Origin of the sequence: Parafrankia elaeagni, assembly GCF_000374165.1 — a bacterium.
In the GTDB taxonomy this organism is placed as follows: Bacteria; Actinomycetota; Actinomycetes; order Frankiales; family Frankiaceae; genus Parafrankia; species Parafrankia elaeagni.
Map to the genome: position 1 here is coordinate 26,319 of NZ_KB893712.1, position 26,294 is coordinate 52,612.

The 26,294-nt window shown below is 68.5% G+C and carries 24 protein-coding genes and 1 pseudogene; 12 read left to right on the forward strand and 13 right to left on the reverse strand.

From position 1 onward, the window contains the following. Positions 1–155: 155 nt before the first annotated feature. Complete coding sequence (locus tag B207_RS33005; RefSeq protein WP_230204899.1) at positions 156–1,430, reverse strand: diacylglycerol/lipid kinase family protein; 1,275 nt, start codon at positions 1,428–1,430, stop codon at positions 156–158. A gap of 275 nt (positions 1,431–1,705) precedes the next feature. On the opposite strand from B207_RS33005, the gene B207_RS41170 reads away from it, so the two are divergent. The 7 genes and pseudogenes from B207_RS41170 (at position 1,706) to B207_RS0107705 (ending at position 7,606) form a co-directional block, all read left to right on the forward strand. Continuing rightward, positions 1,706–1,891: a DUF1990 family protein gene (locus B207_RS41170; protein ID WP_018635937.1), complete on the forward strand. Its 186-nt coding sequence runs from the start codon at positions 1,706–1,708 to the stop codon at positions 1,889–1,891. 8 nt (positions 1,892–1,899) lie between these two features. Next, positions 1,900–2,001: pseudogene (locus B207_RS42280) on the forward strand (DUF1990 domain-containing protein); the annotation flags it as partial. 64 nt (positions 2,002–2,065) lie between these two features. Further along, positions 2,066–2,206 carry a DUF1990 family protein gene (locus tag B207_RS42285; protein ID WP_268258195.1) on the forward strand — a complete coding sequence of 47 codons (141 nt, stop codon included), beginning with the start codon at positions 2,066–2,068 and terminating at the stop codon, positions 2,204–2,206. 245 nt (positions 2,207–2,451) lie between these two features. Then, entirely contained in the window at positions 2,452–3,342 is an 891-nt protein-coding gene (locus B207_RS0107690; RefSeq protein WP_018635938.1) for a HalD/BesD family halogenase, read from the forward strand. A 28-nt stretch (positions 3,343–3,370) separates the two neighbouring features. After that, on the forward strand, positions 3,371–4,351 hold the full coding sequence (locus tag B207_RS0107695; RefSeq protein WP_018635939.1) for a hypothetical protein: 981 nt from the start codon (positions 3,371–3,373) through the stop codon (positions 4,349–4,351). 46 nt (positions 4,352–4,397) lie between these two features. Continuing rightward, entirely contained in the window at positions 4,398–6,326 is a 1,929-nt protein-coding gene (locus B207_RS0107700) for a choline/carnitine O-acyltransferase (RefSeq protein ID WP_018635940.1), read from the forward strand. Positions 6,327–6,547: 221 nt separating this feature from the next. Then, positions 6,548–7,606, forward strand: coding sequence for a methyltransferase domain-containing protein (locus B207_RS0107705; RefSeq protein WP_018635941.1), 1,059 nt, complete (start codon positions 6,548–6,550; stop codon positions 7,604–7,606). A 25-nt stretch (positions 7,607–7,631) separates the two neighbouring features. On the opposite strand, the gene B207_RS0107710 is transcribed toward B207_RS0107705, so the two are convergent. Continuing rightward, the gene (locus B207_RS0107710) at positions 7,632–8,564 is read right to left on the reverse strand and encodes an SDR family oxidoreductase (protein WP_018635942.1); all 933 of its coding nucleotides are present in this window, start codon (positions 8,562–8,564) and stop codon (positions 7,632–7,634) included. Between the two features lie 272 nt (positions 8,565–8,836). Between B207_RS0107710 and B207_RS0107715 the strand changes: the two genes are divergently transcribed. Together B207_RS0107715 and B207_RS40535 are read left to right on the forward strand one after the other, a co-directional pair. Beyond that, positions 8,837–9,676, forward strand: coding sequence for a helix-turn-helix transcriptional regulator (locus tag B207_RS0107715; RefSeq protein WP_026310803.1), 840 nt, complete (start codon positions 8,837–8,839; stop codon positions 9,674–9,676). A 166-nt stretch (positions 9,677–9,842) separates the two neighbouring features. Continuing rightward, positions 9,843–10,094: a hypothetical protein gene (locus B207_RS40535; RefSeq protein ID WP_018635945.1), complete on the forward strand. Its 252-nt coding sequence runs from the start codon at positions 9,843–9,845 to the stop codon at positions 10,092–10,094. Here the strand turns inward: B207_RS40535 and B207_RS0107725 are convergent. Continuing rightward, positions 10,078–10,488: a type II toxin-antitoxin system VapC family toxin gene (locus tag B207_RS0107725; RefSeq protein ID WP_018635946.1), complete on the reverse strand. Its 411-nt coding sequence runs from the start codon at positions 10,486–10,488 to the stop codon at positions 10,078–10,080. The genes B207_RS40535 and B207_RS0107725 overlap by 17 nt on opposite strands. After that, positions 10,485–10,709, reverse strand: coding sequence for a hypothetical protein (locus B207_RS0107730; RefSeq protein WP_026310804.1), 225 nt, complete (start codon positions 10,707–10,709; stop codon positions 10,485–10,487). The genes B207_RS0107725 and B207_RS0107730 overlap by 4 nt, the downstream gene beginning before the upstream one ends. A gap of 292 nt (positions 10,710–11,001) precedes the next feature. Between B207_RS0107730 and B207_RS40540 the strand changes: the two genes are divergently transcribed. Genes B207_RS40540 through B207_RS0107745 form a run of 3 tightly spaced genes read left to right on the forward strand, consistent with a single transcriptional unit; the run spans position 11,002 to position 11,777 of the window. Next, positions 11,002–11,169, forward strand: coding sequence for a hypothetical protein (locus B207_RS40540; protein ID WP_018635948.1), 168 nt, complete (start codon positions 11,002–11,004; stop codon positions 11,167–11,169). 33 nt (positions 11,170–11,202) lie between these two features. After that, positions 11,203–11,400 (forward strand): ribbon-helix-helix protein, CopG family, encoded by a 198-nt coding sequence (locus B207_RS0107740; protein ID WP_035740271.1) that lies wholly within the window; start codon positions 11,203–11,205, stop codon positions 11,398–11,400. Beyond that, positions 11,397–11,777 (forward strand): type II toxin-antitoxin system death-on-curing family toxin, encoded by a 381-nt coding sequence (locus B207_RS0107745; RefSeq protein ID WP_018635950.1) that lies wholly within the window; start codon positions 11,397–11,399, stop codon positions 11,775–11,777. Before B207_RS0107740 ends, B207_RS0107745 begins: the two co-directional genes overlap by 4 nt. A 380-nt stretch (positions 11,778–12,157) precedes the next feature. Here the strand turns inward: B207_RS0107745 and B207_RS0107750 are convergent, their stop codons facing one another. The 9 genes from B207_RS0107750 to B207_RS38065 all read right to left on the reverse strand — a co-directional run bounded on the left by B207_RS0107750 (position 12,158) and on the right by B207_RS38065 (position 26,249). Further along, positions 12,158–12,808, reverse strand: coding sequence for a hypothetical protein (locus B207_RS0107750; RefSeq protein WP_018635951.1), 651 nt, complete (start codon positions 12,806–12,808; stop codon positions 12,158–12,160). A 73-nt stretch (positions 12,809–12,881) separates the two neighbouring features. Beyond that, positions 12,882–14,441, reverse strand: a complete 1,560-nt coding sequence (locus B207_RS0107755; RefSeq protein ID WP_026310805.1) for a type I restriction-modification system subunit M — start codon at positions 14,439–14,441, stop codon at positions 12,882–12,884. Continuing rightward, entirely contained in the window at positions 14,438–15,847 is a 1,410-nt protein-coding gene (locus tag B207_RS38060) for a restriction endonuclease subunit S (protein WP_154675201.1), read from the reverse strand. The genes B207_RS0107755 and B207_RS38060 overlap by 4 nt, the downstream gene beginning before the upstream one ends. Then, positions 15,844–19,404 carry a type I restriction endonuclease subunit R gene (locus B207_RS0107760; protein WP_018635953.1) on the reverse strand — a complete coding sequence of 1,187 codons (3,561 nt, stop codon included), beginning with the start codon at positions 19,402–19,404 and terminating at the stop codon, positions 15,844–15,846. The genes B207_RS38060 and B207_RS0107760 overlap by 4 nt, the downstream gene beginning before the upstream one ends. Positions 19,405–19,832: 428 nt before the next feature. Then, the gene (locus B207_RS33020; protein WP_230204901.1) at positions 19,833–20,582 is read right to left on the reverse strand and encodes a hypothetical protein; all 750 of its coding nucleotides are present in this window, start codon (positions 20,580–20,582) and stop codon (positions 19,833–19,835) included. A 146-nt stretch (positions 20,583–20,728) separates the two neighbouring features. After that, positions 20,729–21,778, reverse strand: a complete 1,050-nt coding sequence (locus B207_RS0107770; RefSeq protein ID WP_230204902.1) for a thiopeptide-type bacteriocin biosynthesis protein — start codon at positions 21,776–21,778, stop codon at positions 20,729–20,731. Further along, positions 21,751–22,968 (reverse strand): lanthionine synthetase C family protein, encoded by a 1,218-nt coding sequence (locus B207_RS0107775; protein WP_018635956.1) that lies wholly within the window; start codon positions 22,966–22,968, stop codon positions 21,751–21,753. The genes B207_RS0107770 and B207_RS0107775 overlap by 28 nt, the downstream gene beginning before the upstream one ends. Then, positions 22,965–26,054 (reverse strand): lantibiotic dehydratase, encoded by a 3,090-nt coding sequence (locus B207_RS0107780; protein ID WP_018635957.1) that lies wholly within the window; start codon positions 26,052–26,054, stop codon positions 22,965–22,967. The genes B207_RS0107775 and B207_RS0107780 overlap by 4 nt, the downstream gene beginning before the upstream one ends. 24 nt (positions 26,055–26,078) lie before the next feature. Further along, on the reverse strand, positions 26,079–26,249 hold the full coding sequence (locus tag B207_RS38065) for an FxLD family lanthipeptide (RefSeq protein WP_018635958.1): 171 nt from the start codon (positions 26,247–26,249) through the stop codon (positions 26,079–26,081). Between the last annotated feature and the right edge of the window lie 45 nt (positions 26,250–26,294).

Consider the following 26,294-nt stretch of genomic DNA (forward strand, 5'->3'; position numbering starts at 1 on the left):
CTGGTGGGCTCAGGTTCCGGGTCGGCCGGCGGCGATGTGCAACAGGGCGGACGGGGTCGCGCAGACCCTCGGCCGCGGGGGAGGAACGCCAGGAGCCTGCGGCGGGAGGCGGACGCGCAGGGCCGCGGGCAGGCAGCTGAACACGAGGGGTGGTGTCAGCCGCAGGGCCTCCCCGTCCACACCGACGCTGGTGGGGTGGCCGCGTCGACCCGCAGCACCGGCGACGTCCACTGGCGGAAACCGTGGAACCGGTCGAGGGCGCCGACCGATTCCAGCGCGACCAGGGTGGGCACGTCCTGCGCACGGTCCACCCACAGCGCCGTGATGCCGAGATGCCCCCCGTCGAGCCGTGGTCGGGTGCCCAGACCGCCGAGGCTGTGCAGCTGGTAGGCGTTGTTCGAGACGAGCAGGACGTCGGCGGTCGGTTCCGGCTGGCCGTCCGGGCCGGTGAAACGCAGATCGGGTGGGTCGCTGCCGGGGCCGAGCAGACCCGGCAGCATGGCGGCCGCGGTTCCCGCCTTGGCGTCCCGGTAGCTGTCGGCCTGGACGATCTCCGTGTAGACGCCGAGCGAGACGTTGTTGACGAACACCCGGTCGCCGACCCGGCCCAGATCGACCCGTCGCTCGACGGTCTCGCCGAACGCGTCGAGTGCGCCGGCGACATTCCTGCGGTCGAGTCCGAGGTCGAGCGCGAAATGATTGCGGGTGCCGGCCGGCACGCAGACGAACGCGATGTCGTGGCGGTGGGCGACGTCGGCGACCAGTGCCTGTGAGCCGTCGCCACCCGCGATACCGATGACGTCGGCTCCGTCCGCGACGGCTTTCTCCGCCAGGCTGCGCAGATCGGTGTTCGGGGTGAGGGGAACCACCGCGACGCCCCGGCGGCCCGCCTCCTCCGCCAGGTTGTGGCGGCCCGCCGCCCCGCCGCCCGAGCGGGTGTTCACGAACAGGACGCCATGCCGGGCCGGGCCGACCCGGGTCCCGCTGGGGCGGTGCCGGCCGAAGGCACCGCGTGCCGCGACACCGGACACGGCCAGCAGCGCTGCCATGACGAGCACGGTCACCAGACCGGCTGCGCCCGCGAAGGCGATCAGCCCGCCGAACGCGACGGCCGCGCCCACGGTCGCCGTCGCTCGGCGACCACCCCGCCCGACCAGCGCCGCCCAGCCGGCGAGCAGCGTCACGGCCAGCGCGGCGATCGAGACCGGCAGCGCGATCGGCCGGTCCGCCAGCGCCTCGAAGACGACTGCGAGTGCCGCGACGGCACACAACAACGCGACCGCGGCAGCCAGCCGTCGTGACGGCGACGGCCGGCTGCCGCCCGTGATCCGGTCGCCCGGAACTCGCACGCCCGGAACTCGCACGTCCGGAACTCGCACGTCCGGAACTGCGCCCGCGACCCGGGAACGGTGCCATCTCTGGTAGGGCATATCCGAGCATCACCTCGCAGGTTCGGCCACAAGGCTCGTGTACAGCTGTTCTGTGCTTTCTCGCGTTCACCGGGGCATCGGTAATGTTTATTGTTGAAATGATTACCCGGCGAGGGGTCGGTAAAACTGGCCTTGGAAAATGGCGGCCGTGAGGGGAATGCCGCCCGACCGGCAGATGTCGGTAATCTCGCGTCTTTGCGAACTATTGCGCCCGATGCGTCGACCGGCCGGAGCGTAACCGCGCCCGGCGGTGCCGTGACGGGCATCCTGGCGGGATGCGCCTGGTTGTCGCCAGGTCACTGGAGCGGGAATCGGCGCACTACCGGCGAGCGGACCTGACCTACCCCGAGCATGGGGCGACCGCGGGCTGCAACCTGCCCGCGGGCTACCGGCATCTGCGGCGCCGCGTGCTGCTGGGGCACGGCGAGCTCGTACTGACACCGCCGCCGCGATCGTCATGAGCTGGGAGATGCACCGGCGTGCCGGCCTCAGACCGGCGGTCACTGCTCCGGCGGCGGAGACCGGCGCGACCGTGGTGATGCGCGCAGGCTGGGGAGGGATCGGCGTGCTGGCCGCCTGCCGCGTCGTGCGGGCGGTGAACGAGGTGGAGAGGCGCGGTTTCGCCTACGGCGACCCTGTCGGATCATCCGGAGGTCGGCGAGGAGGCCTTCGTCGTCGAGCGGGACGCCGCCGGCACGGTCTGGCGCGTTCCTGCATTCACCGCCCGCGATCGGGCCTTCGCCACCGGAACAAGCGATCCGTGCCTGCCGGCCTGATCGCCTTCCACCGTCTCGACGGCGGTGCTCCGAGGTTTGACCAATGACGATGTCGAGAAGGAATCGTGATTGCGGGCCCTGATTACAGAGGAAGGGCATAAAGTGTCGGATCTCACAGGCCTGTTCGCGGGCTGGTAACCGGGGCGAGAATGTCGGAAACCCAGTCAGGCGCGCCATGACGAGGTGCGCACGCCCGGCACAGGGAGGATCTCGTGAGCCGCTCGGGAACTGCTGCAGCGGGCGGCGTGGCCTGCGCTGCTCCGTCCTCTGCTCCGTCCGATGACCTGGATGACCTGGTCGACACCGACCGTTATCCTCTCGCGCAGCCTGCGGGCGGAGCCTGGCTCGACCTGGTCACCCGAATCCGTCGAGAGCTGGAGACGACGGGTTGCAGCGTCCTCACCGACTTCGTTCGCCCCGCTGCCCGTGAGGCCCTCCGGGCCGAATGTGCGGCACTTGCTCCGTCGGCGTACTACCAGCACGAGGCCGTCAACGCCTACAACATCGACGTGCGGACGTCGCTGCCCGAAGATCACCCCGGGCGTATCGTCCTGCGGCGCGGAAACGCTTTCGTCGCAGCCGATCTCGTCCCCGAGGGTGTGGGCATACGCCGGTTGTATTCCAGTGAGTCGTTCCAACGGTTCGTGGCTGCCTGCTGCGGGCTTGACCGTCTGTACAAGCTGGCGGACCCACTGGCGCAGCTGTGTCTCAACGTGATCCGACCCGGAGACGAGCACCCCTGGCATTTCGACACCAACGAGTTCTCGCTGAGCCTGCTGACCCAGGAGTCCGAGGCCGGCGGGATCTTCGAGTACTGTCCCGACATCCGGTCCGCCGAAGCCGAGAACCTCGAAGCCGTGCGTGACGTCCTTACCGGCCGGGATGACCGGCGGGTGCAACGCCTCGTGCTTCGTCCCGGCGATCTCCAGCTGTTCCGGGGCCGTTTCTCCCTGCACCGGGTCAGCCCGGTCCAAGGGGACAGCGCCCGCCATTCGGCGATCTTCGCCTACTGCGAGCGCCCCGGCGTCATCGGGAGCGTCGCGCGCACGAAACAGCTGTTCGGCCGGGTGCTGCCCGAACATCTCGAGGCCGCCCGGCAGGCGGCCCGCGTCCGGGGCGACCGCCTGCTGGACTGAGCCGGCGACCCGATCAGGAGCCTGACCTGTGCATTTCGATGCCACTGGCAAAGTCTCGCTGGACCACATCTACGACCAGCCCGACCCACGGGCGTACTTCACGACGCTGCGCACGCTCGACTACCGGATCCCCGAGCTCGCCCGGCCGTACTTCGCCGAGGCCATGGCCGACTACCGCGCGGCGAGCCGCCCCAGGTCCGAAGATCCGTATGGGCGTCACCCGTCGCTGTTGAAGGTCCTCGACATCGGTTCGTCCTACGGGATCAATCCAGCGCTGCTGCGCTGCGGGGTGCCCCTGGAGCGCCTGTACGAACGCTACGGGGAGGCCGCGGCCCAGGGCTGTTCCCGTGACGAGCTGCTGGCCCGCGACCGCGAGCTGGTCCGTTCCACCAGCGTGGCCCCCTTACCCACTTCCGGGCACCAGAGCGCCGACGGATCCTCGGCCGGCGCCCGGTCACCCGAGACGGTGTTCGTGGGCCTCGACGTGTCGGACGAAGCCCTCTCCTACGCTCTCGCCGCAGGCTTCCTCGACGACGCCGTGCACGCGGACCTGGAGACGGGGGAGCTCACCGAACGGCAGCGTCAGCAGCTCGCTGGCACCGACCTTGTCATCTCGACCGGCTGCCTCGGCTATGTTGGCGAACGAACCATCTCGCGGGTTCTCGACGCCGTCGCGGCGGCTGACGGAAAGCTACCGTGGATGGCCCATTTCGTACTGCGGATGTTCCCGTTCGACGCCATCGGGGCGAGCCTGCGCGAGAGGGGATACGAGACGGTCACGCTCGACCGCAAGTTCCGCCAACGCAGGTTCGCCTCCGCGCAGGAACAGCAGCTTGTGCTGGACAGCCTCACCACGGCGGGCATCGACCCGCACCGTCTGGAGAGCGACGGCTGGATGTACGCCCAGCTGTACGTGTCCCGCCCGCGCAGCACCTCCACCGCGCGCACCGCGCCGGCGCCGGCACTCCGAAACCGGCATCCCTGGCGTCAGCTCAGCCACCAGCAGTAGCCCGACGGCCGTCGGGCTACCCGTCCCACGTCCACCGAGGTCAAGTATGACGCCGAACGCCCTGCCATCGAGCAGCGACGCGCCCGGGGCCGCGGCAGCGGGCCCCCGGCAGCCGAGCCCCGCGGTAATCGACGCGGTAAGCGACCCCGGGCCGCAATGGTCGTCCACCAGCACGTTCGTCAACGACGACCAGCTCCCGCGGGTGCCGCTGCCCAGCCTGGACGACACCTGCGCCCGGTTCCTGCAGTGGTGCTCCCCGTTGCTGACCCCGGACGAGCTCGCGGCCACCGAGGCGGCGGTGGCCGCGTTCGCGCGCCCGGGCGGCCCGGGCCGGGCCCTGCACGCCGAGCTGGAGCGCTACGACGCCACCCCCGGCGTGCACAGCTGGCTCGACGCGTTCTGGGCCTCGCGCTACCTGGGGCGGCGTGACCGCATCGCGCTGAACGCGAACTTCATCTTCCTGTTCGAGGAGTCCGACGCCGGTCAGGCCGCCCGGGCCGCGGGGCTGATCGCCTCGGCGCTGGACTACAAACTTCGCCTCGACGCGGAGGCGATCGAGCCGATCATGCAGCGCGGCCAGCCGCTGTCGATGGACCAGAACCGCTTCCTGTTCTCCACGACCCGCATCCCCGGGCAGGTACAGGACACCGTCCGCACCCCGTACAACGAGCCGTCACCGGGCCCCTCCACCGCACGCCACATCGTGGTCTTCCACCGTGGTCACCTGTTCCGGATGGACGTGGTGGGCCCCGAGGGGCAGCCGCACACCCTCGACGATCTCGAGAGCGGTCTGGACGCGATCCTGAAGGCGGGAGCGGACCGCGCCGCCCCGGAGACGTCCGTCGGCCGGCTCACCACCAAGGCCCGTGCCGCCTGGGCGACGAGCCGGGATGCGCTGCTCGCCTGTGACCCGGGCAACGCGACCGCCCTCGACACCGTCGAGACCGCGCTGTTCTGCGTCTGCCTCGACGACCTCACACCCGGCGACGTCAAGGAGGCGTGCGACAACCTTCTCCACGGCGACAGCGGCAACCGCTGGTTCGACAAGTCGGTGTCCCTCATCGTCTTCGCGGACGGCAGCGCCGGCATCAACATCGAGCACTGCGGCCTCGACGGGACGACCGTGCTGAGCCTGGTCGACGACATGCTCGGCGCTCCGGCGGCCGAGCACTCGGCCCGGTCCGGCGCGCGCTCCCAGGGCGTGCCCGCCGTCCGCCCGATCACGTTCACGCTGGACGACGACCTGCGCGCGGACGTCCTCGCCGCCGGCGACGAGTTCAGCGCCTACGCCGCCGCCACGGCCACCGCCACCCTGTCGTTCAGCGACTTCGGGTCCAACCGGGCGAAGAGCCTGCGGATCTCGCCGGACGCGTTCGTCCAGCTCGCCTACCAGCTCGCGCACAACCGCTCGAAGGGCCTGGTCGGCGCCACCTACGAGTCGATCGCGACCCGGCAGTACCGGCGTGGCCGCACCGAGGCGATGCGGGTCATCACACCGGAGATCCAGGCGTTCGTCCAGGTGATGGACGACCCGGCCGCCGACCCGGCCACCCGGCTGGCGGCGCTGCGGGCCGCGGCCGACAGGCACGTCGCGCGGGCGCGGGACTGCCAGGCGGGGCGGGCCCCGGAGCAGCACCTCTGGGAGCTCCAGTTCATCCAGGCCCGCCGCGGCGAGGAACTGGGGATCACCGAGCACCTCGACCTGTTCGACACCCCCGGCTGGCTGGTCACCCGGGACGACTACCTGAGCACGAGCTCGGCGCCGTCCACCCACATCCAGTACTTCGGATTCGGGTCGACCAGCAACAAGTGCATCGGGATCGCCTACGTGCTGCTGCCGGACCGCTTCAACGTCTACCTGAGCACCCCGAGTGTCGTGGCGGACGAGATGCACTCCTTCGCCGGGCATCTGCGGACGGCCATCGCCGAGCTCCAGGACCTCCTCGCGGCCGACGGGAGTCTCGCCGCACGCTGAAGGGCACGTACGGTTCCAAGGCCGGGCGCCAGGCTCCCGGCGGGGTCCCTCGATCGTCCGGCCGAGGGGTGCTGCCGCCGGTACCGGCGGAAGGCCGTCGCCCGTTCGCGCTGCCCGGAGTGACCGGGAGCATGCCGGGGATGGCACGGAGGAGGTTCGCGGCACCGCCGAACGGGACAGGCCCTCAGTCAGGCCCTCAGCTAAAGAAGGAGCACTGCCTGATGCAGCCGTCCCCGGCCAGCGATCGCCGCACGTCCGTCGTCGACCCCACCGTTCCGCCTCCGGGCCGCCGGTCGGCGTCCGGCACCGAGCTTCGGGAGCCGCAGGTCGTCGGGCCACAGGTCGTCGGGCCGCAGGTCGGTGGGCCGCCGGACGAGGCGTCGGCGCGGGTCGCCGGCCACCGGCCGGAGTCGCGGCACGGGGAGTCGGCCGCCTACGGGGGCCGGGTGCTCGCCGTCGTCGACGGCCCGGACACGGCGGACTACACGGACGCGGCCGACTATGTGGCGCACACGGTGACGCTGCGGGGAGTCGTCCGGCAGCGGCTGGTCACCCGCGCGCTGGTCGGGCATCTGCCGCCCGCCCCAGCGCGGCTGCTGGACATCGGCGGCGGGAACGGTGTGCAGGCGTTGGAGTTCGCCCGGCGGGGCTACGACGTGACCGTCTGCGAGCCCGACCCGGGGATGCTGGCCGAGGCGCGCCGCGGGCTGGCCGACGCCCCCGAATCGGTCCGGCGGCGCGTCGAACTGGTCCAGGGGGACGGACGGGACGCCGCCCGCCTGGTGGGGGCCGGCTGGGACGCCACCTTCTGCCACGGCGTCATCATGTTCGTCCCCGAGCCGGCGCCCCTGTTGAACGTCCTCGTCGAGCTCACCCGGCCCGGCGGAATCATCTCCGTGGTCGGCAAGAACGGCCCGGCGCTCGCGCTGCGCGCGGGACTGCAGGGCCGCTGGCGGGACACCGCAGCGCTGCTCGGCGAGCCCGGAGCCGCTGTGCCTGCTGCGCCTGCTGGGACCGCCGGAGCCGCTGGACCGGGCCGGCAGCCGGCGGTGCAGCTGCCACCCGGCGACGATCCGGCGAATGTCGCCGCGATCCTCACCGCCGCCGGATCCCGGTCGCTCGCCTGGTACGGGATCAGGACCTTCACCGATCATCTCGGTGACCTCCCGCCGGGGCCGGACGTGGACGCCGTCGTCGACGCCGAGTGGGCAGCCGGCGCGCGGGACCCCTATCGCGGGATCGCCCGCCTCATCCATCACGTTCATCGCCGGACCGCGTAGCACGGTGGGGCGCCGCGCGGCAGGGTCAGGCGGCGAACCGCACGCCGACCAGCCGCTCGGATGCCTCCTGGAGCCGGCGCGCGTCGTCCATGCTCCGCATCGTGGGCCACAGCTGCTTCTGCAGAACGGGCGGGCCGCCGAGCGTACGCTTCGGACCGTAGAACTGATCGCCGCGTGACGCGGGATCGGTCGCGGCCATCACCGCCGGGAGCGCGGCGCCGGCGACCGTGCCGGTGACGCCGAGGCGTGACAGGACGCGGATCAGGCGACGCCCGCCCGTCTCCCTCTCCCGGCCCATGCCTGGCTGCGCGGCGAGCAGATTCGTGGGTGAGATGCCAGGGTGGGCGAGGTTGCTGGAGATGCCCCACCCGGCAGCCCGGCTGCGCGCGTCGAGTTCGCGGGCGAACAGAGCCACGGCGATCTTGGACTGGGCATAGGCCTTCATCGCGTCGTAGTCGGTCTTCCAGTCGAGGTCCGCCCAGTTGATCTCGCCGCTTCGCGCGGCGATGCTCGTCTGATGCGTGACCCGGGCTCCGCCTTCCCTGAGTAGCGGCAGCAGGCCCAGAGTGAGCGCGAAGTGACCGAGATGGTTGATACCGAACTGCAGTTCGAACCCGTCCTTCGTCACCTGGCGGTGAGGCGGCGTCATGACGCCTGCGTTGTTGATGAGGATGTCGATCGCACGCCCCTCTCCCTTGAGCTGGTCCGCCAGGGCGGCCACGGAGTCCAGCGACGACAGGTCGAGGGCGCGAGTCGAGATCTTCGCACCTGCCACCTGAGTGCGGATACGGGCTGCGGCTCTCTCACCCTTCGCGGCCGATCGCACGGGCATGACCACCTCGGCGCCCGCCTGGGCGAGGTGGGCGGCGATCACCTGCCCGATTCCGTCGCTCGCGCCCGTGACGACGGCGAGCTTGCCGGTCAGGTCGGGGATGGGCCGGTCGGTGTTGCGTACCATGAGGTTTCCTTCGTTCTGTGGCGATCGGCCGCGGGGCGACGTGTGCAACCAGGCTGAGGCCTGGCCGTCAGTGGATTCAGGGCTGGCGTATCCACTGATTGCCGATCCCTCGCCCGGCCGTGATCGCCTGATCTCGATCACCGGGGACCCGTGGTGGTGAGGGGTGGACCGACAGGTCGTGGCTGTCGCGCCCTCCCGATGGCAGAAACGAATCAGCCCGATCGCCGGGCGGCGCGGATGAAGAGGGGACCACTGTTGACGAGGGCACCGCTGTGATCGATCGCGCTGGACTGGCGACGTTCCTCCGACGCAGACGGGAGTCCCTCCAGCCCGAAGACATCGGACTGCCACGCGGGCCGCGAAGGAGGACCGACGGCCTGCGACGCGAAGAGGTCGCCGCTCTCTGCCACATGTCGACCGACTACTACGCTCGTCTGGAACGAGGGACCGGGCCCCAGCCCTCGGAGCAGATGATCGCGTCGATCGCGCAGGGCCTGCATCTCTCGCTGGATGAGCGCGATCATGTGTTCCGCCTGTCGGGTAACAACCCACCTGCCCGTGGAGCGACCAGCGATCACATCGGTCCGGGTCTCCTGCGCGTCTTCGACCGCCTCCAGGACACGCCCGCTGAGATCATCACCGAACTCGGTGAGACCCTCCGGCAGACTCCGATGGGGATCGCGCTCACTGGTGACGCCGGTCGGTTCACCGGTTCGCAGCGCAGCCTCGGGTACCGGTGGTTCACCGATCCCGCTGTCCGCGAGGTGTATCCACCAGAGGAGCGTGCGCTGCTTTCGCGGGTGTACGTCGCCGGGCTGCGCGAGGTTGCGACACTGCGCGGTCCAGGATCGAAGGCGGAACACCTCGCCGACCTCCTTCGTGAACAGAGCGAGCAGTTCCGCGAACTCTGGGACAGCCACGAGGTCGGCATCCGCCCCACTCAGGTCAAGCGCTTCGCGCATCCGGAGGTCGGGATGCTGGAACTCAACTGTCAGACACTCCTGGACCCGGACCAGTCTCACCGCCTCCTCGTCTACACTGCCGAGCCCGGCAGCGAAAGCTACGAGAAGCTGCAGCTACTCGCCGTCATCAGCACACAGACCATTCCCTGACCGCGACCTCGCTCGTCTTCGGTGTGGTCGAAGGGATCGAGCTGTATCCCGGCAGGCCGGCAGAACGACCGTCCGGCGTCGGCCGAGGAGACATGACGATCGGCAGTAGTGCGGGCCGCCGGCGGCTGAGTACCGTCGGCAGGTGCGACGAGCTGCGGCAGGCGGGATGCTGTGGCTTCTGCTGTCCCTGCCTGTCGACGTCATCGTCGTCGAACGGGCGCTGGGTGATGCGAGCCGGTGGCCCTTCCTGCTCGGCCTGGCCGTTTTGGCGGTCGCTGTCCGGTGCCGGCGACGGCTGCCTCGGGCGGCACTGGCCACCTCGGCGGAACCCATCCACGCGAAGATCCGCCGAACCGGTTACAACGGCAACACGAACGCCAGGAAAACTGGCTGGCGGCCGGCTATGGCAGCAGAGTGAAAGCGGGGACGTGGCTTGGACGGACCACGCTGAAGTGGCGGCGATCCAGCGTGGCGACGTGCACCGCCTGGAACTTCTCGGCGACCGCGACGACGAAGGCGTCGGCGGTGCCCAGCGGAAGACTCGCATACCGTTCGACCAAAACGGCGGCCCGATGGGCGTCGGCAGGTGTGACGGGCACCAGCTCGTAGACACCGTCCGCCACGTCGCGCAGAAAGTCGGCCTCGGCCTTCGCTCCGGCCCGGCTGAAGAGCATGTAGCCGATCTCGGAGAGGAGCGGGGCCGGCAGCAGAAGTGGCCCGGGAAAGTTCTGGAGCAGGTCGACGCACTGCCCGTGGTGGTCGTCCTTGCGGTTGGCGACCGCCACCACGGGGCCGGTGTCGACGACGATCACGCGCTGCGGCGGTCCTCGTCGCCCCAGGCCTCGCGCATGATCTCCTTGGCATGCTCGCCCAGATCTGGTTCGCCGTCGAAGACGGCCGTCGTGCGGAACTGACGACGGGGGCGCTCGCCGCGTTCCACCGCCGCCCATTGCCGCAGCAGCTCCACGGCCTCGGATAGCCGGTCCTCCGGCAGCGCGTCAAGCAGCCGGTGTGCTTCCTCGCGCACGCTCATGCAGCCAGTGTAAGAGCCCTGCCCGCGTCCGACCCTGCCACCGACGTGGTCTCCATCCCGGGAAGCCCGACGTCTCGTTACGACCCGGCGGTCGCAGGCATCCACACACCCCGGCGGCTCCCGACCCGCACCATCGCTCCGGCCGGAAAGTCCGATCTCGCGAGGGCGTGGCGGGAACGAACCTGAACCTCCAGGTCATCCCTGACCGGGGCCCTCCGTGTGACCGTCCTCCGGCTCTCGGGGCTGTGCGTGAACCCGTTCTTGCAGGTCAGGTGCTTGATCGCGTTGTTGGGTGCACCCAACCAGCACTAATGCGAACCTGAACCTGCAGGTCAACGGCCCGACCGTTTCCGTCGAGCCCGTCCACGCGAAGATCCGGCGGTCCGGCTACGCAGGCAACGCGAACGCCAAGAAGATCGGATGGGAACCGGTCGCCGCGACCACGACACGGGACCCGTGATGGTATCAACGGTGATACCGTTGGGTGGTGGCGATGACACTGCGCTTGACGGATGACGAGGCAGAGGCTCTGCGTCTGCGTTCGGAGTTGGAACAGCGGTCGATGCAGGAGATCGCTCGGCAGGCGATCCGAGAATACGTCGAGGCGCACAGCCGGGCGGAGCTGCTGAATCAGGTGCTGGACGAGGAGCTTCCGCGGTACGCAGAGGCGCTCCGCCGGCTCGGCGAATGATCTACCTGACGCTTCGCGAACTGCTGTACATCGCCGGGCGGGCCATCGGCTCCGAACCGGTGGTCAGGGACCACGGCCTGCTCGAATCCGCTCTCGCGCGCCCGCGGGCGACGGTGTTCGGTCGTGACGCCTACCCCACGCTCGACGGCAAGGCCGCCGCGCTTCTGCATTCGCTGGCTCGCAATCATGCCCTCGTCGATGGGAACAAGCGGCTCGCGCTTGCCGGTCTGATCGCCTTCTACGGTGTCAACGGCCGTCGCCTGACGCTGACCAACGATGAGGCCTACGACCTCGTGGTGAGCATCGCCTCCGGCGCCCTCGATTCCGTCGAGGACATCATCAAGATCCTCGAAGGGGCGACCCGGAGTCGTCGGTGAGGGCCGGACATGTCTTGCCGTATCGGGCTCTGCTCCCGCCCGCATCGACGGCGAGGGTCGCACCCAAGGCGCGACCGACACCGCCCATGGCCGTCGTGTACACTGCGTGCCTGCCCTGGGCTTCCTCGGTCCGGTCTGGTGGCCAATGGCCGCTGTGGCCAGTGGCGTACGGTGCGGTCGTCTTCCGCCGTCAGGGCCGTGCGCGAACTCGTTCTCGCAGCTCACGGCCTTGATCGCGAGCTTGGGTGCACCCAACCAGCATTAATGCGAACCTAAACCTGCAGGTCAACGGCCCGGCCGTGTCCGTCGCTCCGACGCATACCAAGATCAGGCGCGGCGGCTACGCCGGCAACGCGAACGCGCTGAAGACAAGCTGATCGCTACCCGAGGACCGTGGCGATCGCGCGGGCGATCCGCTCAAGCCAGTCGATGGCGTCCGAGACATCCGCGTCAGTGATATCCCGGCGCTTCTCCAGGTCCCCATCGACGAGATCCGCATCGTGGGCGATCTTGTTGCGCCGCTCGGTGATGCCGATGTACTGCTTCTTCAACCCCTGGTCGGTCATCGCCGTGCGGCCGTGGTTCCACTCGTTGATCTGCGCGGCGGCCCTGGCCCAGACGTTCTCCTCAGTGACCAGCTTCAACGCTTCGCTGATCTTGCGGGGGTTCTGGAGGGAGGCGTTCGCCCACTTCGCCCGGACGTGATCCGAAACAGCGTCCGCGAGCGTGACGGTGCCGCGCCGGATCTCCTCGACCTGCTGCAACGGCAGCTCGAAGCGGGTGAGCTGGTACGGCATCCCGGGACTGTCCTGGCCGGCCAGTTCAGCTACGCGTCGGTACAACTCCTCGTGGAACCAGTGGTCGATGGCGCTGACCGCCTGTACCCACGCCGCACGGTAGAAGTCGCCGATGTCGAAGACGGGAGACTGGAAGGCCGCCAGGCTCTGCCCGGCACGGACCATCTTCCTCGCGTACTCGATGTTCCGCCGGAACGCCTCGAACTCGCGCGTCTGTGGATACGGAACCGGCATCGACGCCCCCGTCTCACTGATTGATCGACGTCAATACTTTCCGTGAGGCGAGGGCGGGTCAAGCCACTTCGTATCAGCCCAGGTCAGACGGCTGGCTCACGTCGACTTCGCCCGCGACCTCACCACCGAGCGCCTCCGCGATGGCCGCGAACTCGCTCAGCGCGGCCTGTAGATCCTCGACAATCTCCTGAGCGATCACCTCGGGCGGCAGCAGGCTGTCAGCGTCGTCGAGTGCCGGGTCCTTCATCCAGGTGATGTCGAGGTTGACCTTGTCCCGGGCGATGAGTTCGGCGTAGTCGAAGGACTTGAAGCGCTCTGACTCCACGCGCCCGTCGCGAGGCTCGCCGGGCAGGTAGGCATCCACGAACTCCTGCAGATCCGCGCGGCGCAGCGGGTTCTGCTTGAGGGTGAAGTGCTTGGCGGTCCGGAAATCGTAGACCCAGAGCTTCGAGGTGTTGGGGACGCCGCCTCTGCGGGGCGGCCTCTTCTCGAAGAAAAGAACGTTGGCCTTGACTCCGCCCGCATAGAAGATGCCGGTGGGCAGGCGCAGGATAGTGTGCAGGTCGAAGTCGTCGAGGAGCCTGCGGCGAACCTTCTCGCCTGCACCTCCCTCGAAGAGAACGTTGTCCGGGAGGACCACGGCGGCCCTGCCATCCATCTCCAGCAGCGACATGATGTGCTGGAGGAAGTTGAGCTGCTTGTTCGTAGTAGTGGCGCGGAAGTCCTCCCGCTCGTAGGAGATGTCCTCCCGCTCGGCCCTGCCGTCCGTGCCGACGATAGTGATCGCGGACTTCTTGCCGAAGGGCGGATTGGCGAGGACGAGAGACGCGTGGCGGTCGGGTTTTTCGGCGAGTGCGTCACCCACCGTGATGAGTGACCGGCCGTCGGCGTCACCGATCCCGTGCAGCAGCATATTCATTGCGGCGAGGCGAGCGGTGCCGGTCACCAACTCGTTTCCCCAGACTTTGCCAGCTCCCAGTGCGAGGCGATCATCGCGGGAGAGATTCTGCATGTGATGCTCACGGATGTAGTGGTGAGCGGCAATGAGGAAGCCACCGGTGCCGCAGGCGGGGTCGGTGATCGTGTCCTTGGGCCCCGGCTGCATCACCTCGACCACAGCGTCGATGAGCGCACGCGGTGTGAAGTACTGGCCTGCACCGGTCTTGGTGTCTTCTGCCCCCTTGGCAAGAAGCCCTTCGTAGGCGTCGCCCTTGAGATCCGTCCCCTGGATCGTCCAGTCCTCCCTGCCGATCAGATCGACGACGAGTTTCTCGAGGAGGGCGGGCTCGGTGATGCGGTTCTGCGATTTGGCGAATATTGTTCCGAGGGTGGTACCGGGGTTTTTTGCGAGCACTTCGAGCGTCCTGCGATAGTGGACTTCGAGATCGATTCCCTTGAGCCGAACGAGCGACTTCCAGTCGTACGGAGCCGGTACGACCGGTCTGGCCTCCCGCTCGGTGAACGAGTCGCTGGAAATCTCGTCTGCCATCTTAAGGAAAAGTAGATAGGATAGTTGCTCTACGTATTCGATTGTGGAAAGGCCGTTGTCGCGAAGAACGTTGCAGTAATTCCAGAGCTTGGCGACCAAGGTATTGGTCTTCGCGTGAGCCTGAGCGGGTGCTGCAAAGGTCATAGCGAAAGCTCCTGTTGAACGGCCTTAGCCAGGGCAGGGCTTGTAGTGGGTGGAGACGGTGTATCGATGACAGCTGAGGCCTTGCGTGAGCGACGGATGCCCCCTCTTCTCTCGCCAAATTCACCGTAGCGCTTGGCGCAAGTGGAATCGAGATAGACGGAAGCAGGAGTATCCGCGGCGTTCTGCGGAACCAGACTTCCGCTAAATGCGCGGTTCAATAGAGAGGTGCGAAGATTTTCTGCGTAGGCCAGGTTGCGCTCTATTGTATGCTCCATCGCGTCCGCATTGCTCATAATTTCGTCGCAGGATTGAACAAGTCTTTTTTGTTCCTCGATCGAAGGAACAGGGAATTCTACGTTTTCGAGGCGCTTTTTTGAAAGGTGTGCAATATTTGTGGTGATTCGTACTTCGCGCATGAAGCGTCGTGCGTGCATGTGGCGCCGAAAAACTATCAAAGCCCATTCTGATAGCACGTTAGGGTGGGGGCGGAATCGGAGAATGCTGTTCGTGTAGGCGACATTCGGTGGATTTCCGCGATAGATGGCTGGTCGGCCGACGAGGTGTGGGCTTTGGCCCTCGTTGAGTAGGATGTCGCCAGGTTCGAGTCGATATTTCTCGAAGACGCCCGAGAAATCCATCTCCATAACGTCCGAGGTATCGATGCGGTCTTCGAAGACATTGGCGACACGCAAGTAAGGGTGCATCTCTGGGCCGTGGTGCCAGTCGGGGTGACGCTGTCGGCCGAGTTCGACGATGCCAGCTTCCCCTGTTGTGATCACGGACCAGGTTCTGGGTGGAACCTCAGGTACGAGTCGAAGTAGAGTGGATTTGCGGAGAGCGAAAATTTTCTTGCGTGCACTTTTTAGCTCACGGATGGCAGTGTCGAGATGGGAAAAGTGATCTTCAAGTGTCTCGACGATACGAGTCTGCTCGGCTGGCGGCGGCAGGACGATGGGGATTTCGCGAAGCCGTTGCTGAGGCAAATGCTTGATGGTGCTTCCCGTTGCAAACCTTGCGAGCTTTCCGGTCCGTGCCAAATATTCAAAGTAGTACCGTAGATAGTAAGTTGTCGCGGCTTCGGTGGGGCGAACTCGGTGCAAGGCCTTCTGGAAAGCCGTGTACCCTGAATTATAATGCCAGATAGCGCAGCGACCAATTTCGCCGCCCTCGCATACCAGCAGGTCTCCTTCCTGGAGGGCAAAAAATTCTTGTTCGGAGGGTGAGATATCCATCGTGAAGACGTTGTCGAGGTCGATGTGACCCCACTGAATATTAATATTTCGCATATATGGAACTGGATGTTTGCCTGTTGATTTTGACTTGTCGAGCATTTTTCCGAGGGTGGTGTCTGCTATCTCGCCAAGTGGGGCAGTGCTCCAGCCCATCGGAAGGATAATTTCGGTCAAGCTAGCTCTCGATTCAATTCGCTCAGCAGGGAGCGTGCGTTCCGGTCCGGAAACGCGTGGGTGAATCCTCGGCCACCGCCGCGCCCCTTGAAGGGCTCGGCGTTGAACTCGGCCGGGCTGATGCCGACGTCGGTAGCCACCACGTTCCGGATGGCCTCCAGCCACCAGAGCTGATCTTCGGTGAAGGTTGCTCCGGCCTGCTGCTGCTTGAGGAGCCAGCCCTCGAAGCGCTCTTCGACGGTCGCCCGGTACAGCCGCAGTTCGTCGTCCACACCCAACTCATACCGGATGAGGGAGATCAGGTCGGGGACGCCCGCCTCGCGGGTGCGTGCGTGGACTCCGGAGCCAAGATCCTCGTAGTACGTCCACAGGACCTGCGGGGTCCACGCGTACTGCGGCCGACGGATCTCCAGTTCGAGCTCCTTGAGGGCGGCATACGCCTCGGCGGGTGACACCGAGCGCGGGCTGGTGAGGGCGATCTCGACCGCAGCGATGCGGTCGCGCTGCTCCTGCAGGAGCCGGCTCCAGCGATCGATCTGCTCGCGGGCCCGCACCTCTCGCGGGATCTCGTCGACGGCCGTCACCTCGACGGCTGTGACCTCATCGAACAGGTAGTCCTTGTCGCGTCGGATCTCGATGATGTGCCGCCGGAGTTCGGGGTGCTCGGTCAGCGGGGCGATCGCGTCCTCGACGAGCCGCCGGGCTGCCGCCTGCCCGCCCTCCTCCAGAGCCTGCTCCTGCTGGTCGGGATCAACCGCCGTGACGATGGCACCCGCGATCTCGGACAGGGTCCTCCCACCGGACGCACGGGTCAGCCGGTCGCGCTCCTCGTCTGTCAGCTGCTGGTTGAGCCGTGCCAGCCGTCCGGCCAGGATCTCGGCCTCACTGGCACTGATCGACTTCGTGCCGGCCTTGTCCAGCAGCTTCGCCAGCGAGACCTGCCGTTCGCCGGCCGGTACCAGCGGCTTCGCGTCGACCAACGGAGAGTCTGTCACGCCCACAGCGTCCACCAGCACGAAACGGTCCTTGCGTACCAGATCGTCTGCATCCGGTGTGACTTCTTGGAGCTCCGTCGGGTCGATGGTCCGGGCGCCACGTCCCTTCATCTGCTCGAACAGCACAGCACTGCGCACCTCGCGCAGAAAGATCACGCATTCGAGCGCCTTGACGTCCGTACCGGTCGCGATCATATCGACGGTCACGGCGACCCGCAGACGAGGGGAAGTCCGTAGTGCCCGGATCAGCTCGTCGGGGTCCTCGCCGGCCTGGCGGCTCTTGTATGTGATCTTCTTCGCGAAGTCGTCCCCGCGCCCGAAGATCTCCTTGGCCTGGGCAAGAACGTCCTCGGCGTGATCTTCGCCAACGGCGAAGATCAGGGTTTTCGGTAGCTCGCTGCGGCCGGGGAACCAGCGCCGCCAGTTATCGCGGTAGGCGATGAGCACGGCTCGGATCTCGTCGAGCGTGACCACCGATCGGCCGATCTGCCCGGTGGTGTAGGTGAAGTCGTCGTCCAGTTCCTGGTAGCGCTGTCGTCGCGTCTTGCGATCTTTGACCCGTACCGTCGTGCCCGACTCGATCGTCGCGCCGCCGTTCTCCCGCAGGTCGGTCCGCATCCGGACGATGTCGAAGTCGACGTTCACGCCGTCGGCGACCGCCTGCGGATAGGTGTACTCGGAGACCAGGTTGCGGCCGAAGAAACCGAGCGTCTGCAGCGTGGGGGTGGCGGTCAGGCCCACCAGGTGGGCGTCGAAGTACTCGAGCACGCCCCGCCACAGACCATAGATGGAACGGTGGCACTCATCGATGATGATCAGGTCGAAGGCCTCGATCGGGACCTGCGGGTTGTAGGAGACCTCGATGGGCTGGTCGGTCGCGTACGGGTCCTCGTACGCGAGGCTGTCCTCGGCCTCGTCGGTCTGTTCATCGTCCGCGAGGGTTTCGCCGCGCAGCAGCGAGTACATCTTCTGGATTGTGCAGATGACCACCGACGAGGTGTCCTGCAGCCCGGCCGGTCCGAGGCGGTCGATGTTGTAGATGTCGGAGAGCCTGCGGCCGTCGTCCGGCGTGGTGAACTTCCGGAACTCGTCGTAGGCCTGCCTGCCCAGGTTGTTACGGTCGACGAGGAACAGGATCCGACGTGCCCTGGCATGCTTGAGGAGCCGGTAGGCCTGCGCCACGGCGGTGAAGGTCTTGCCTGCCCCCGTCGCCATCTGGATCAGGGCCCGTGCCCGGTCCTCACTCAGGGACTTCTCCAGGCCACTGATCGCGTCGATCTGTGCGAGGCGCAGCCCGTTCGGCTCGAGGACGGGCAGGTGACGCAGGGCAGCCCGGAACGTCTGGGCCCGCGGAGCCTCTTCTGCCCGCCGCATCCAGGCCGCGACGGTTTCGGGGCGGTGGAAGGTGAAGACCTCGCGGGAGCGGGCGTCGGGGTCGAGACGGTTGATGAAGTAGGTCTCGGTACCGGTCGTCGCGTAGCGGAACGCGAACGGCTCGGACTCCCGCCAGACGGCGAGACGGTGCTCCTTGAGGACACCGGCCGCGTACCGGTCGTTCTGCTCCACGGCGCTGGAGAGGTGGTCACCCTCGCGCTTCGCTTCCACCACTCCGACGATCTTCCCGTCGACGTACAGGACGTAGTCGGCGCGGCCGGTCGCGAGCGTGAACTCTCTGACTGCCACGCCCTGACCCGCCATCGGGTTGACCTGATCACGATCCTGGACGATCCAGCCCGCCGCGCGCAGCATCTCGTCGATAGCCCCGCGGGCCTGCATCTCGTTGAGCGGAGCGGCCCGCTGCGCGCGATGAATGATCGCGTCGCGACGCCGGGAGTCGACCTTCCGAGGCTCTTGGCGTGCGACCTCGTACTTCGTCTGCTGGGCGTGCCGCAGCTGTTGGATCTGCGCTGTCAGCTGCTCGACATGATCGAGGAGCCGCTGCTTGTTCACCGCGGCGCTGGCGATCAGGTTCTCGGCCTCGGTCCGAGCCTTACGTTCGGCTTCCAGCGCTGTGGTGGACTCGGCGAGGCGCGTACGGGCCTGAGTCAGCGCCTTGCGGTGGCCGTCCAGGGCCTCGCGTAGCTCGGCCAGTTCAGCCGGGTCCGTGACCCCGACGCCCTCGCCGGGGTCTGTGGGCGGAACGAACTCGGCGACAGTTCGGCGGCCCTCGATCGCATCGTGAAACCAGAGGCCGAGCTGATAGCAGACCTGCACGGCGGCGAGGGCACGTGCGGTGTCGAAGAGATGCCGGTGGGCGGCCTTGTTCCGGTCTCGGCGCAGTTGGTCGAAGTCAGCGCGAACGCGGCTGCTGAGCACCCCGACCTTGGTCAGCGCGGCCAGCCGGTCGATCTGGCGGTCTCCCTCGACGCGGAGGCCAACTTGAGTAACCATCTCCTCTGCCAGAACTTCGCCGAACTGGCCGGCCTGGACCAGCGAGGAGTTCGGGTTTGTGAAGACGGTTGCCTCGGCGAGCGCGCCGTAGATGGCCAGCAGAGGCTGGTGCTGGTAGAGCACTCCGAAGTTCGGTGACCCCTTCGCGAAATCGCGAAGCCGCTCGTCCACAAGTCCCCCCTGCGCCGCGCCGCACACGGACCGAACGAGTCTACCGATGTGCTCCCAGCGGCCTCCGGCCTCACCTTGGCTGGCAGCACGAGGACAGGCACTCGCGGTGACCTGACAGTGATCTGACTGTTGTTGTGCATGCAACTTCTGTCAGGTTGCTGTCAGGTCGTGCCGTGGATACCGGGAAGCCCGGTGGCCCGGCTGGATTCGTCGACCTTCCCGGCCACCACAGCAGCACCCGCGCTGCGATGGGCCGGCTCCGGCCAGCACGTCGGCGACGGCAGTCACCGGCCGGCGACACTACCTCCCGCATGCGGGCTCAGAAAGAGCGCAACCTCGCGGAGCCGCTCTGGAACAGCCGTCGGTGGCCGGTGATGGCTTGCCTCGACGGCCGTGACATCCCACAGTGTGAGCACCGCGGTTCGTGGCTATAGCGGCACCCTCGAGACTTTCAGCGCTGCTCTCCGACGGGGGAGAGGACGGCCGAGAAGGTGGGTGGCGCGGGCGCGTAGCAGCCATGTGTGGTCGAAGCTGCTGCCGGGGTGGACGGCGTCAAGTTGTTCCGCGATGACGGCCAGCTCGGCGCAGCGGCCGGTCTCGGCGGAGAGCACGTCGGCGAAGTTCGCTCGGACCTGAGCGGCGAGCGTTGGAATGAGCAGGCTGTGGCAGTGGAGGGTGGCGGCATCGTAGCCGGCGGGTGCCAGGCCCCAGCCTTCCCAGTCGAGCACGCGGAGGGTGGGGCCGCAGAGGTTGGCCCAGTGCAGGTCTCCGTGCGCGGTTACCCACGGTGCGGGCGCCGCGGTGGTGATCGGCTCGCCGAGCATCCTGGGCATGACGTCGTCGAGGTAGGACTGCTCGATGGTGCGCCGGTCGGTGGAGACCGTGGCGAGGATGCAGAGGGAACGGCGTAGTGCCTGGAACCAGTGCCTTTTCGGTGAGCCGGTGAGCCGCCGCGGCACGGTGGTGGCGGCGAGAGGCCGGGCGTGGACGCGGTCGTACAGCTCGGCGCGGTAGTCCCAGCCGTCGTGGTGATGGTCGTGGATCGCGCGTAGCGCTGGGCGTGGGATGGATGCTGGCAGCGCCTGCTGTGCGGTGCGTCCGCCGTCCCAGAATGTGGTGATCTGCTGTCCGGCTTCGGTGGCGGCGATCCGCAGCCAGCCTGGGCTGCCAGGAGTCATTACCGGTCGGCCGAGAGTTCGTCCGGCGAAGCCCCACGCTTCCTCAGCCCGGGTCGGGTCGACCGTGACCCGGAGGGCGGCGCTGGATCGCTCGTGCGCTGCGCGCATGCGGGTGAGGGTGTCTGCGTCGTTCGGCGGCGGCCACATCAGCGAGCCTGCGGCGTCAGCGCTTGGGGAAGTGCGGGAGCGCGGAGGATGGTCTCGCGTGCTGTGGCGGCGAGTACGCCCTGGGTCTCGACATTCAGGCCGAGGCGATTCCAGTGGAAGATCACATGGTGGGCGAGGACCTCGCGTAGCCCGCGGCGCAAGGTCCCGGCGTATGCGGCCTGACCAAGGGCCTGACCGGCATCGTGAAAGGCGCTGGCCCAAGTCCCCAGGTTGGCCAGCGGTCGGTCCGAGCCGAACAGGTCGCCTGCCGGGTCAGTGTCGGCAGCCAGCAGCCTGCGCAGGGCGGTGGCAAGCCGTTGAATTTCAGCGGCGGTGGGTGATGTTGCTGGTGGAGGGCGTAGGCGGCTGACGCGGTCGAAGACGTCGCCGCGTTCGTACCAGTCCAGGCCCGCGGCGCGCAGGAGCGTGACGATCAACAGCATCGACAGTTCGCGGCGGCCGAGACTCGGCGGGGTCTTGCTGGTGATCTCGCTGTGGATGCGGCCGAGGGTGTGGCCGCTGTCGGCGGTGAACAGCCGGTGCGCGACTTCAGTGCCGACCTTGCCGCCGAGGGCGTAGTCCTCCGGCTCGTAGATGCCTTCGGCCCAGGTGCGGATGGTTCCGGCCGCGGTCAGGTCGTCGAAGGCGGGGCGGAGGGTGGCACGTAGATCCGCCAGGGACTTGCCGCTGGCTAGGGAAAGCCGTAGCCGCCAGTCGGGCGACTTGCGCACGAACCACCAGGAGTCGACAGCGCCGGTGGTCTGGGCATGGCGCAGGACAGGTGCCAGGTGGGTGGCTGCGACGGTCTCTGCGCCCGCTGAGTCGGGAAACGTGACGCGCACCTGGAACCAGGCGGCGCCTTGGACCGCGAGCGCGGCGCGACCTGCCGCCTGGTAGGTGGCGACAGCTGCGGCGAGCTGGTCGGGATGCAGGGCGCTATGGTCTGCCGCAGTGGGTAGCGGGATGCCGGCCAGCACCGCGAGTACGGCCTGTTCGGTGCCGATGTTTCGGCTGGGGACGGTCAGTGGATCAGCAGGCATCTGTCCCATCCGGTGGCCGGTGCGCCGGTGGCGACGCTGTGGAGGACGAGGGCGATGCCGGCGTCTCCTTCGAGGAGCCCATCAGCTCGCCCGCTGTTCGAAAGGGCGGAGAGCAGGAGGGAGGCGGCGAGTGTCGGCAAGTGGCGGCTGAGGGTGTCGGTGGTGGCGTCGGCGGCGGCGCGGGCGACGGTTTGGTACAGGCCGGCCCATCCGTGGCACAGCCCAGCGTCGGTGAGGTGGGCGAGCTGGACGGAGTCGGTCAGGCAGGCGGCGAGCGCTTGTTCGGCGGTGTTCTGGCGGGCGGTGTTACCGGTAGCGAGGCCGGCGAGCTGGAGGGCGCGGGCGATCCCGGGAGTGCCGTAGCACCAGCTCGGGCGGCCGGGGCCGGACTGGGTCGGTCTTGTGGCCTGGTGGTCGGCGCGGGTGATCCACTGCGGCCAGAACGGGCCGCTGGGGGTGTGTTGGCGCCATCGGTCGTAGAAGGCGCACAGTGTGTTGATCGCGTCGGTCTGACCGTCGACGCGGATCCCAGCGCGTGTGGCGAGTGACAGCAGGGCCAGCGGGCCGGCGGCGCCGTGGGCCATGCCGAGGTTGGCGTGCCCACCGGCGAATTCCGGCGCGTTGCCCTGGGACGGGTCGTGGCTGCACCACCAGCCGGGCAGTTCTTCTCCGTCGATGTTGAGGGGTGTGGTGAGGCGGACGAGGTAGGTGAGGATGCGGCCGAGGGCGTCGTCGCCGGGGGTGTGGGCGAGGAGGTGGGCGCCGATGCCGGTCAGTCCGCTGATGACGTCGTACTCGGTGAACCGTCCCGCTTCACCTCGGTCGATGCGGGTGTTGGCAGCGTCGACGCGGCGGTGAGCGATGGTGGCGACGGCTCGGTCGAGCGCGGTGCGCGCTGTGGTGTAGCGGCGGGTCTGCCCGGCGGCAGTGTGAACGGCGAAGGCGACCGCTGGGGCGCCGGCGTAGAGCGAGCTGTTCATCGCCACGCTGACGCGGCCAGCGATGGCCGCTGCCAGCCACGTCTGGACGGACTCCCAGTGCTCGGCGCTGGCGTGCGTTCGTTCGGCGTGCAGGAGGGCGATGCCGGCCGCTCCGTCGGCGAGCGACTGCGCGGTCTGCCCGAGCTCGCCACAGGCCGGGCTGGTGAGGCGGGCGGCGAGGCTTGCTGCGGTGGCGGCGGCCTGGTCGCAGTCGATCATGAAACGGTCGCTTCGGTGGTTGCGAGGGCGCGTGCGGCTGTGGCTCGGGCGAGGGCGATGCAGGTCTGTTCGGCTGCGGAGTTCAGGCCGAGGGTTCGGACAGCGTGCAGGTGCAGCAACGAGGCCAGGGCCTGGTCAGGCGGGCGCTGCGCGGCGAGGACGTCCCGGTAGGTGGCCAGCGCTGCTGCCCGCGTCTGCCAGGCGGACAACACGGCGTCGGCCCCGGGCACGGCCCGCAGATGGGCGAAGCCATCTGCGGGGTTGGCCAGGTGCAGCGCGACGGCGCGTTCCGCCCGTTGGACGCGGGCGGGCTCGTGGCGTAGCTCATCGCGAAGCCACTGCATGCCGGTGGAAAACTCGCCGGTGAAGGCGATGGCCATGTCGACCAGGCCGGCGACGGTGAGCGCTTCGACGGGCAGGCGGGCGCTGGCGGCGAGGCGGCGGGTGGCGAGGGCGGCGGCGGAGTCGGTGGAGAACACGGCTTCGGCGGCGGTCATCGCCGGGCCGTAGCCGTAGCGGCCGGTTTCCGGTTGGTAGGTGTCGAGGTGGAGGTGGGACAGCAGTCCGGCCTCGCGCTGTGCCGCCGCCCAGGTTCCCAGCCGCGTGGCCGCCGGCCCGTAGCCGCCACGTTCGGTGATGGCGAGGCGTAGCCGCAGGTGGGGCTCGGTGTCGCGGTAGGGCAGGAACCACCACGCGGGCGGGTCGGGCCACGCGTCCATGAGGTCGTGGAAGCGGGTGAGGAGATCGGTGGCCCGGTCGGGGTGGCCGTAGAGCCGGGCCGACAGCCACGGCGATACACCGGGTAGCTGGGCATCCGACCGAGCAGCGGGCACGGTTGCTGCGAGGCGCTCCGGTGCCGGCCCCGGCAGGGGTGCGGCGGTGGTGGCCAGCGGGATGACCAGTTCGTGGGCGTGGCCGTCGAGCCAGCCGAAGGCGCCCGGGGCGGCGTCCTCGTCGAGTCGAGCGGAGCCGTGGCGGTGCAGGTGATCGCGTAGCAGGGCGAGGTGGGTGTCGACGTGCAGGTCGAGGCGCAATCGGTTGTCGGTCTCGACGAGCTGGACCCGCGTGGGCATTGGGATCGCGCCGCCCCAGCTGGCCAGTGCCTCGAGCCATTCCTTCGCCGGCTCGGCGCGGCCGGGCAGGTCGGCGGCTGTGAGGTTCCAGCGGGCCGGGGCGAGCACGGTGCGCCGATGGACGAGCCGGGGCAGGAACGGCAGCCCACCGGCAGCGCCCCAGGAGAAGGGGATGGAGACGGCGACGCGGGCGGTGGGGAGCTCGCACAGGAACCGTGTCAGCGGGTGGGTGTGGTACCGGAACTCCACTGCGTGCGCGGCGGACGGCTCAACGAGACGCCGGTCGGGCAGCGACACCAGGTAGAGCCCTTCAGCGTCGGCCCCGATGGCCAGGTCGGCTGGGCGCAGCACGCCCGGACCGGCGTCGTGATGCTCGGCGAACGTGATCACTGTGTCGGCGAGCTGCGGTGATCGGGCTACGCCGACGGTGACTGCGGGAAGGGGCGGACAGGAAACCTGCGCGGCCGTCGTGCCGGCCCGCATGGTGGGCAGGGCGGCGTAGGCGTCGCGGAACCGGTCGAAGGACGCGGAGTCGAGCAGGTGCAGGAAGCGGCCGATGGTGGTTGCGACGGCGCGCCCGCCTCCAGTGACACGCAGGGTGAACGCGCCGCGCGACAAGGCCGTCAGGTCCTTCGCGTGGACCTCGGCGATGAGTTCGGCGTGCGGTGGAACCCGGTCCGGCACGGTGTCGCCGGCCAGGGCTGCGATGTCGGCGTCGCCGAGGCGTACCTCGAGCGCGCCGTCCAGGGCCGCTCGTTGCGCGAGTGCGGCCAGGCGCTGGTCGCGGGCCGCGTTCGCGCCGGGGCGGTGGGAGCGTGTGGAACCGCGGAAGGTGGCGGGTAGACCGAGGCCGGTGTCAGGGTTGACGGCTTCCAGCAGCGGGACGAGGGCGGCGGGGCCGTAGCGTTCGAGGAAGGCTTCGTGCCAGTCCGCCCACTCAGGGGGGACGGCGGTCGGCGCCGTGAGCCGGGCGAGCGCCCGAGCGGCGGCCCCTGCCTCCTCGGCAACAGCCGCCGGCAGGACCACGTCGGCGTTCACCACGACGCCTACGTCGAGATCCGGGGCGGCGCTGGGAACGATGCGCCGTTGAAGTACGGCTGCCTGCGTGCGCAGCGCGCGACGGTGCGAGGCGGAGTGCGAGTTGTCGTGGTGGGTGAGTAGGTCTTGCAGATTGCGGATCACGCTGTGGCGGCCGGCGAGTGGGGGCAGGTCGTCGGTCCGGGCCGCGGCCAGCTGGTCGGCGACTTCGCCGAGCGGATCGGTGATGGTCGTCGCCGGGCGTAGGGGCGTGTGCAGGAACCGGCGGCGGACCAACTCGATCACCATGGCCTCGATCTGGCTGGCAGCGGCAGCGGGTGCGTCGGCGGCGAGACGGGCGACCAGCTCGGGGATGGGCAGCGAGCTGGCCGCGTGGCGCAACGTGGCTTCCACGGCCCGGGTGCGGCGCACCGACACATCGACCACCGCCTCCGGCCCGGCATCGTCGCCGGGCCGGACAACAGGGCCGGTGAACAGGCGGTCGCCGCGGGCGATTGGCAGCCCGTCTGCGGTGACCGGCAGCCGCTGCAACAGCGCATTGGACGCTTCCAGGTCGTCGGCGAGCGCGGCGAGCCAGCCGCCGCCCGGCCGGGCGTGAACCCGATGGTTGTCGCCGAGCCGGACGCGTGCCCGCGGGCCGAAACCCGCGGGCGCGACACCGGCGAACAGGCCGAAAGGGGTGGCACGCCCGACCATCCGCAACACGTACCGGGCTGTCGCCGTGACAGCCCGGCGGGCCGCCCGCCGATCGTGGCATTGCCCGTCGAGGACCGACGCGACCCGCGCCGCCAACGACGGGCTGGCAAGCGTCATCGCGTCGGCGAACACGGGCCGTGCCCAGATGTCCCGCAGCCAATCCGTCCAGCCGGCTACGGCGCTGTCGGTGTTGTCGTCGAGGTCTGGCCATGGTGGCAGGTCGACATCGGTGGGAACCACCGCCATCCGTAGCAGCGGAACGTCAAGGCTGCGGTACATCACGCACCTCTCAGCGGCGGAGGATCAGTCCTGCTTGCAGCTGGTGCAGGCCGACGCGCAGGTCTTGCCGCAGTTGTCACTGGTGGAGCGCAGCAGCTCGGGGATGACGGGCCCGCCGTCGACGATCTCGACGTCCAGGTCGTAGTCGCCGGCGAGGGGGAGTGGGGCTGGGGCGGTCGGGTGGGCAGGAGTCATGGCGTATCCCTTTCCTTCGAGGGGTTGGTGGTGAGGCCGTCGCTG

Bases quoted from the DNA above. Each gene is read 5' to 3' on its own strand.
- B207_RS33005 (WP_230204899.1), bottom strand. From the start codon at position 1,430: ATGCCCTACCAGAGATGGCACCGTTCCCGGGTCGCGGGCGCAGTTCCG.
- B207_RS41170 (WP_018635937.1), top strand. From the start codon at position 1,706: ATGCGCCTGGTTGTCGCCAGGTCACTGGAGCGGGAATCGGCGCACTAC.
- B207_RS0107700 (WP_018635940.1), top strand. From the start codon at position 4,398: ATGACGCCGAACGCCCTGCCATCGAGCAGCGACGCGCCCGGGGCCGCG.
- B207_RS0107705 (WP_018635941.1), top strand. From the start codon at position 6,548: ATGCAGCCGTCCCCGGCCAGCGATCGCCGCACGTCCGTCGTCGACCCC.
- B207_RS0107710 (WP_018635942.1), bottom strand. From the start codon at position 8,564: ATGGTACGCAACACCGACCGGCCCATCCCCGACCTGACCGGCAAGCTC.
- B207_RS40535 (WP_018635945.1), top strand. From the start codon at position 9,843: ATGCTGTGGCTTCTGCTGTCCCTGCCTGTCGACGTCATCGTCGTCGAA.
- B207_RS0107730 (WP_026310804.1), bottom strand. From the start codon at position 10,709: ATGAGCGTGCGCGAGGAAGCACACCGGCTGCTTGACGCGCTGCCGGAG.
- B207_RS0107740 (WP_035740271.1), top strand. From the start codon at position 11,203: ATGACACTGCGCTTGACGGATGACGAGGCAGAGGCTCTGCGTCTGCGT.
- B207_RS0107745 (WP_018635950.1), top strand. From the start codon at position 11,397: ATGATCTACCTGACGCTTCGCGAACTGCTGTACATCGCCGGGCGGGCC.
- B207_RS0107750 (WP_018635951.1), bottom strand. From the start codon at position 12,808: ATGCCGGTTCCGTATCCACAGACGCGCGAGTTCGAGGCGTTCCGGCGG.
- B207_RS0107755 (WP_026310805.1), bottom strand. From the start codon at position 14,441: ATGACCTTTGCAGCACCCGCTCAGGCTCACGCGAAGACCAATACCTTG.
- B207_RS33020 (WP_230204901.1), bottom strand. From the start codon at position 20,582: ATGACTCCTGGCAGCCCAGGCTGGCTGCGGATCGCCGCCACCGAAGCC.
- B207_RS0107770 (WP_230204902.1), bottom strand. From the start codon at position 21,778: ATGGGACAGATGCCTGCTGATCCACTGACCGTCCCCAGCCGAAACATC.
- B207_RS0107775 (WP_018635956.1), bottom strand. From the start codon at position 22,968: ATGATCGACTGCGACCAGGCCGCCGCCACCGCAGCAAGCCTCGCCGCC.
- B207_RS0107780 (WP_018635957.1), bottom strand. From the start codon at position 26,054: ATGTACCGCAGCCTTGACGTTCCGCTGCTACGGATGGCGGTGGTTCCC.
- B207_RS38065 (WP_018635958.1), bottom strand. From the start codon at position 26,249: ATGACTCCTGCCCACCCGACCGCCCCAGCCCCACTCCCCCTCGCCGGC.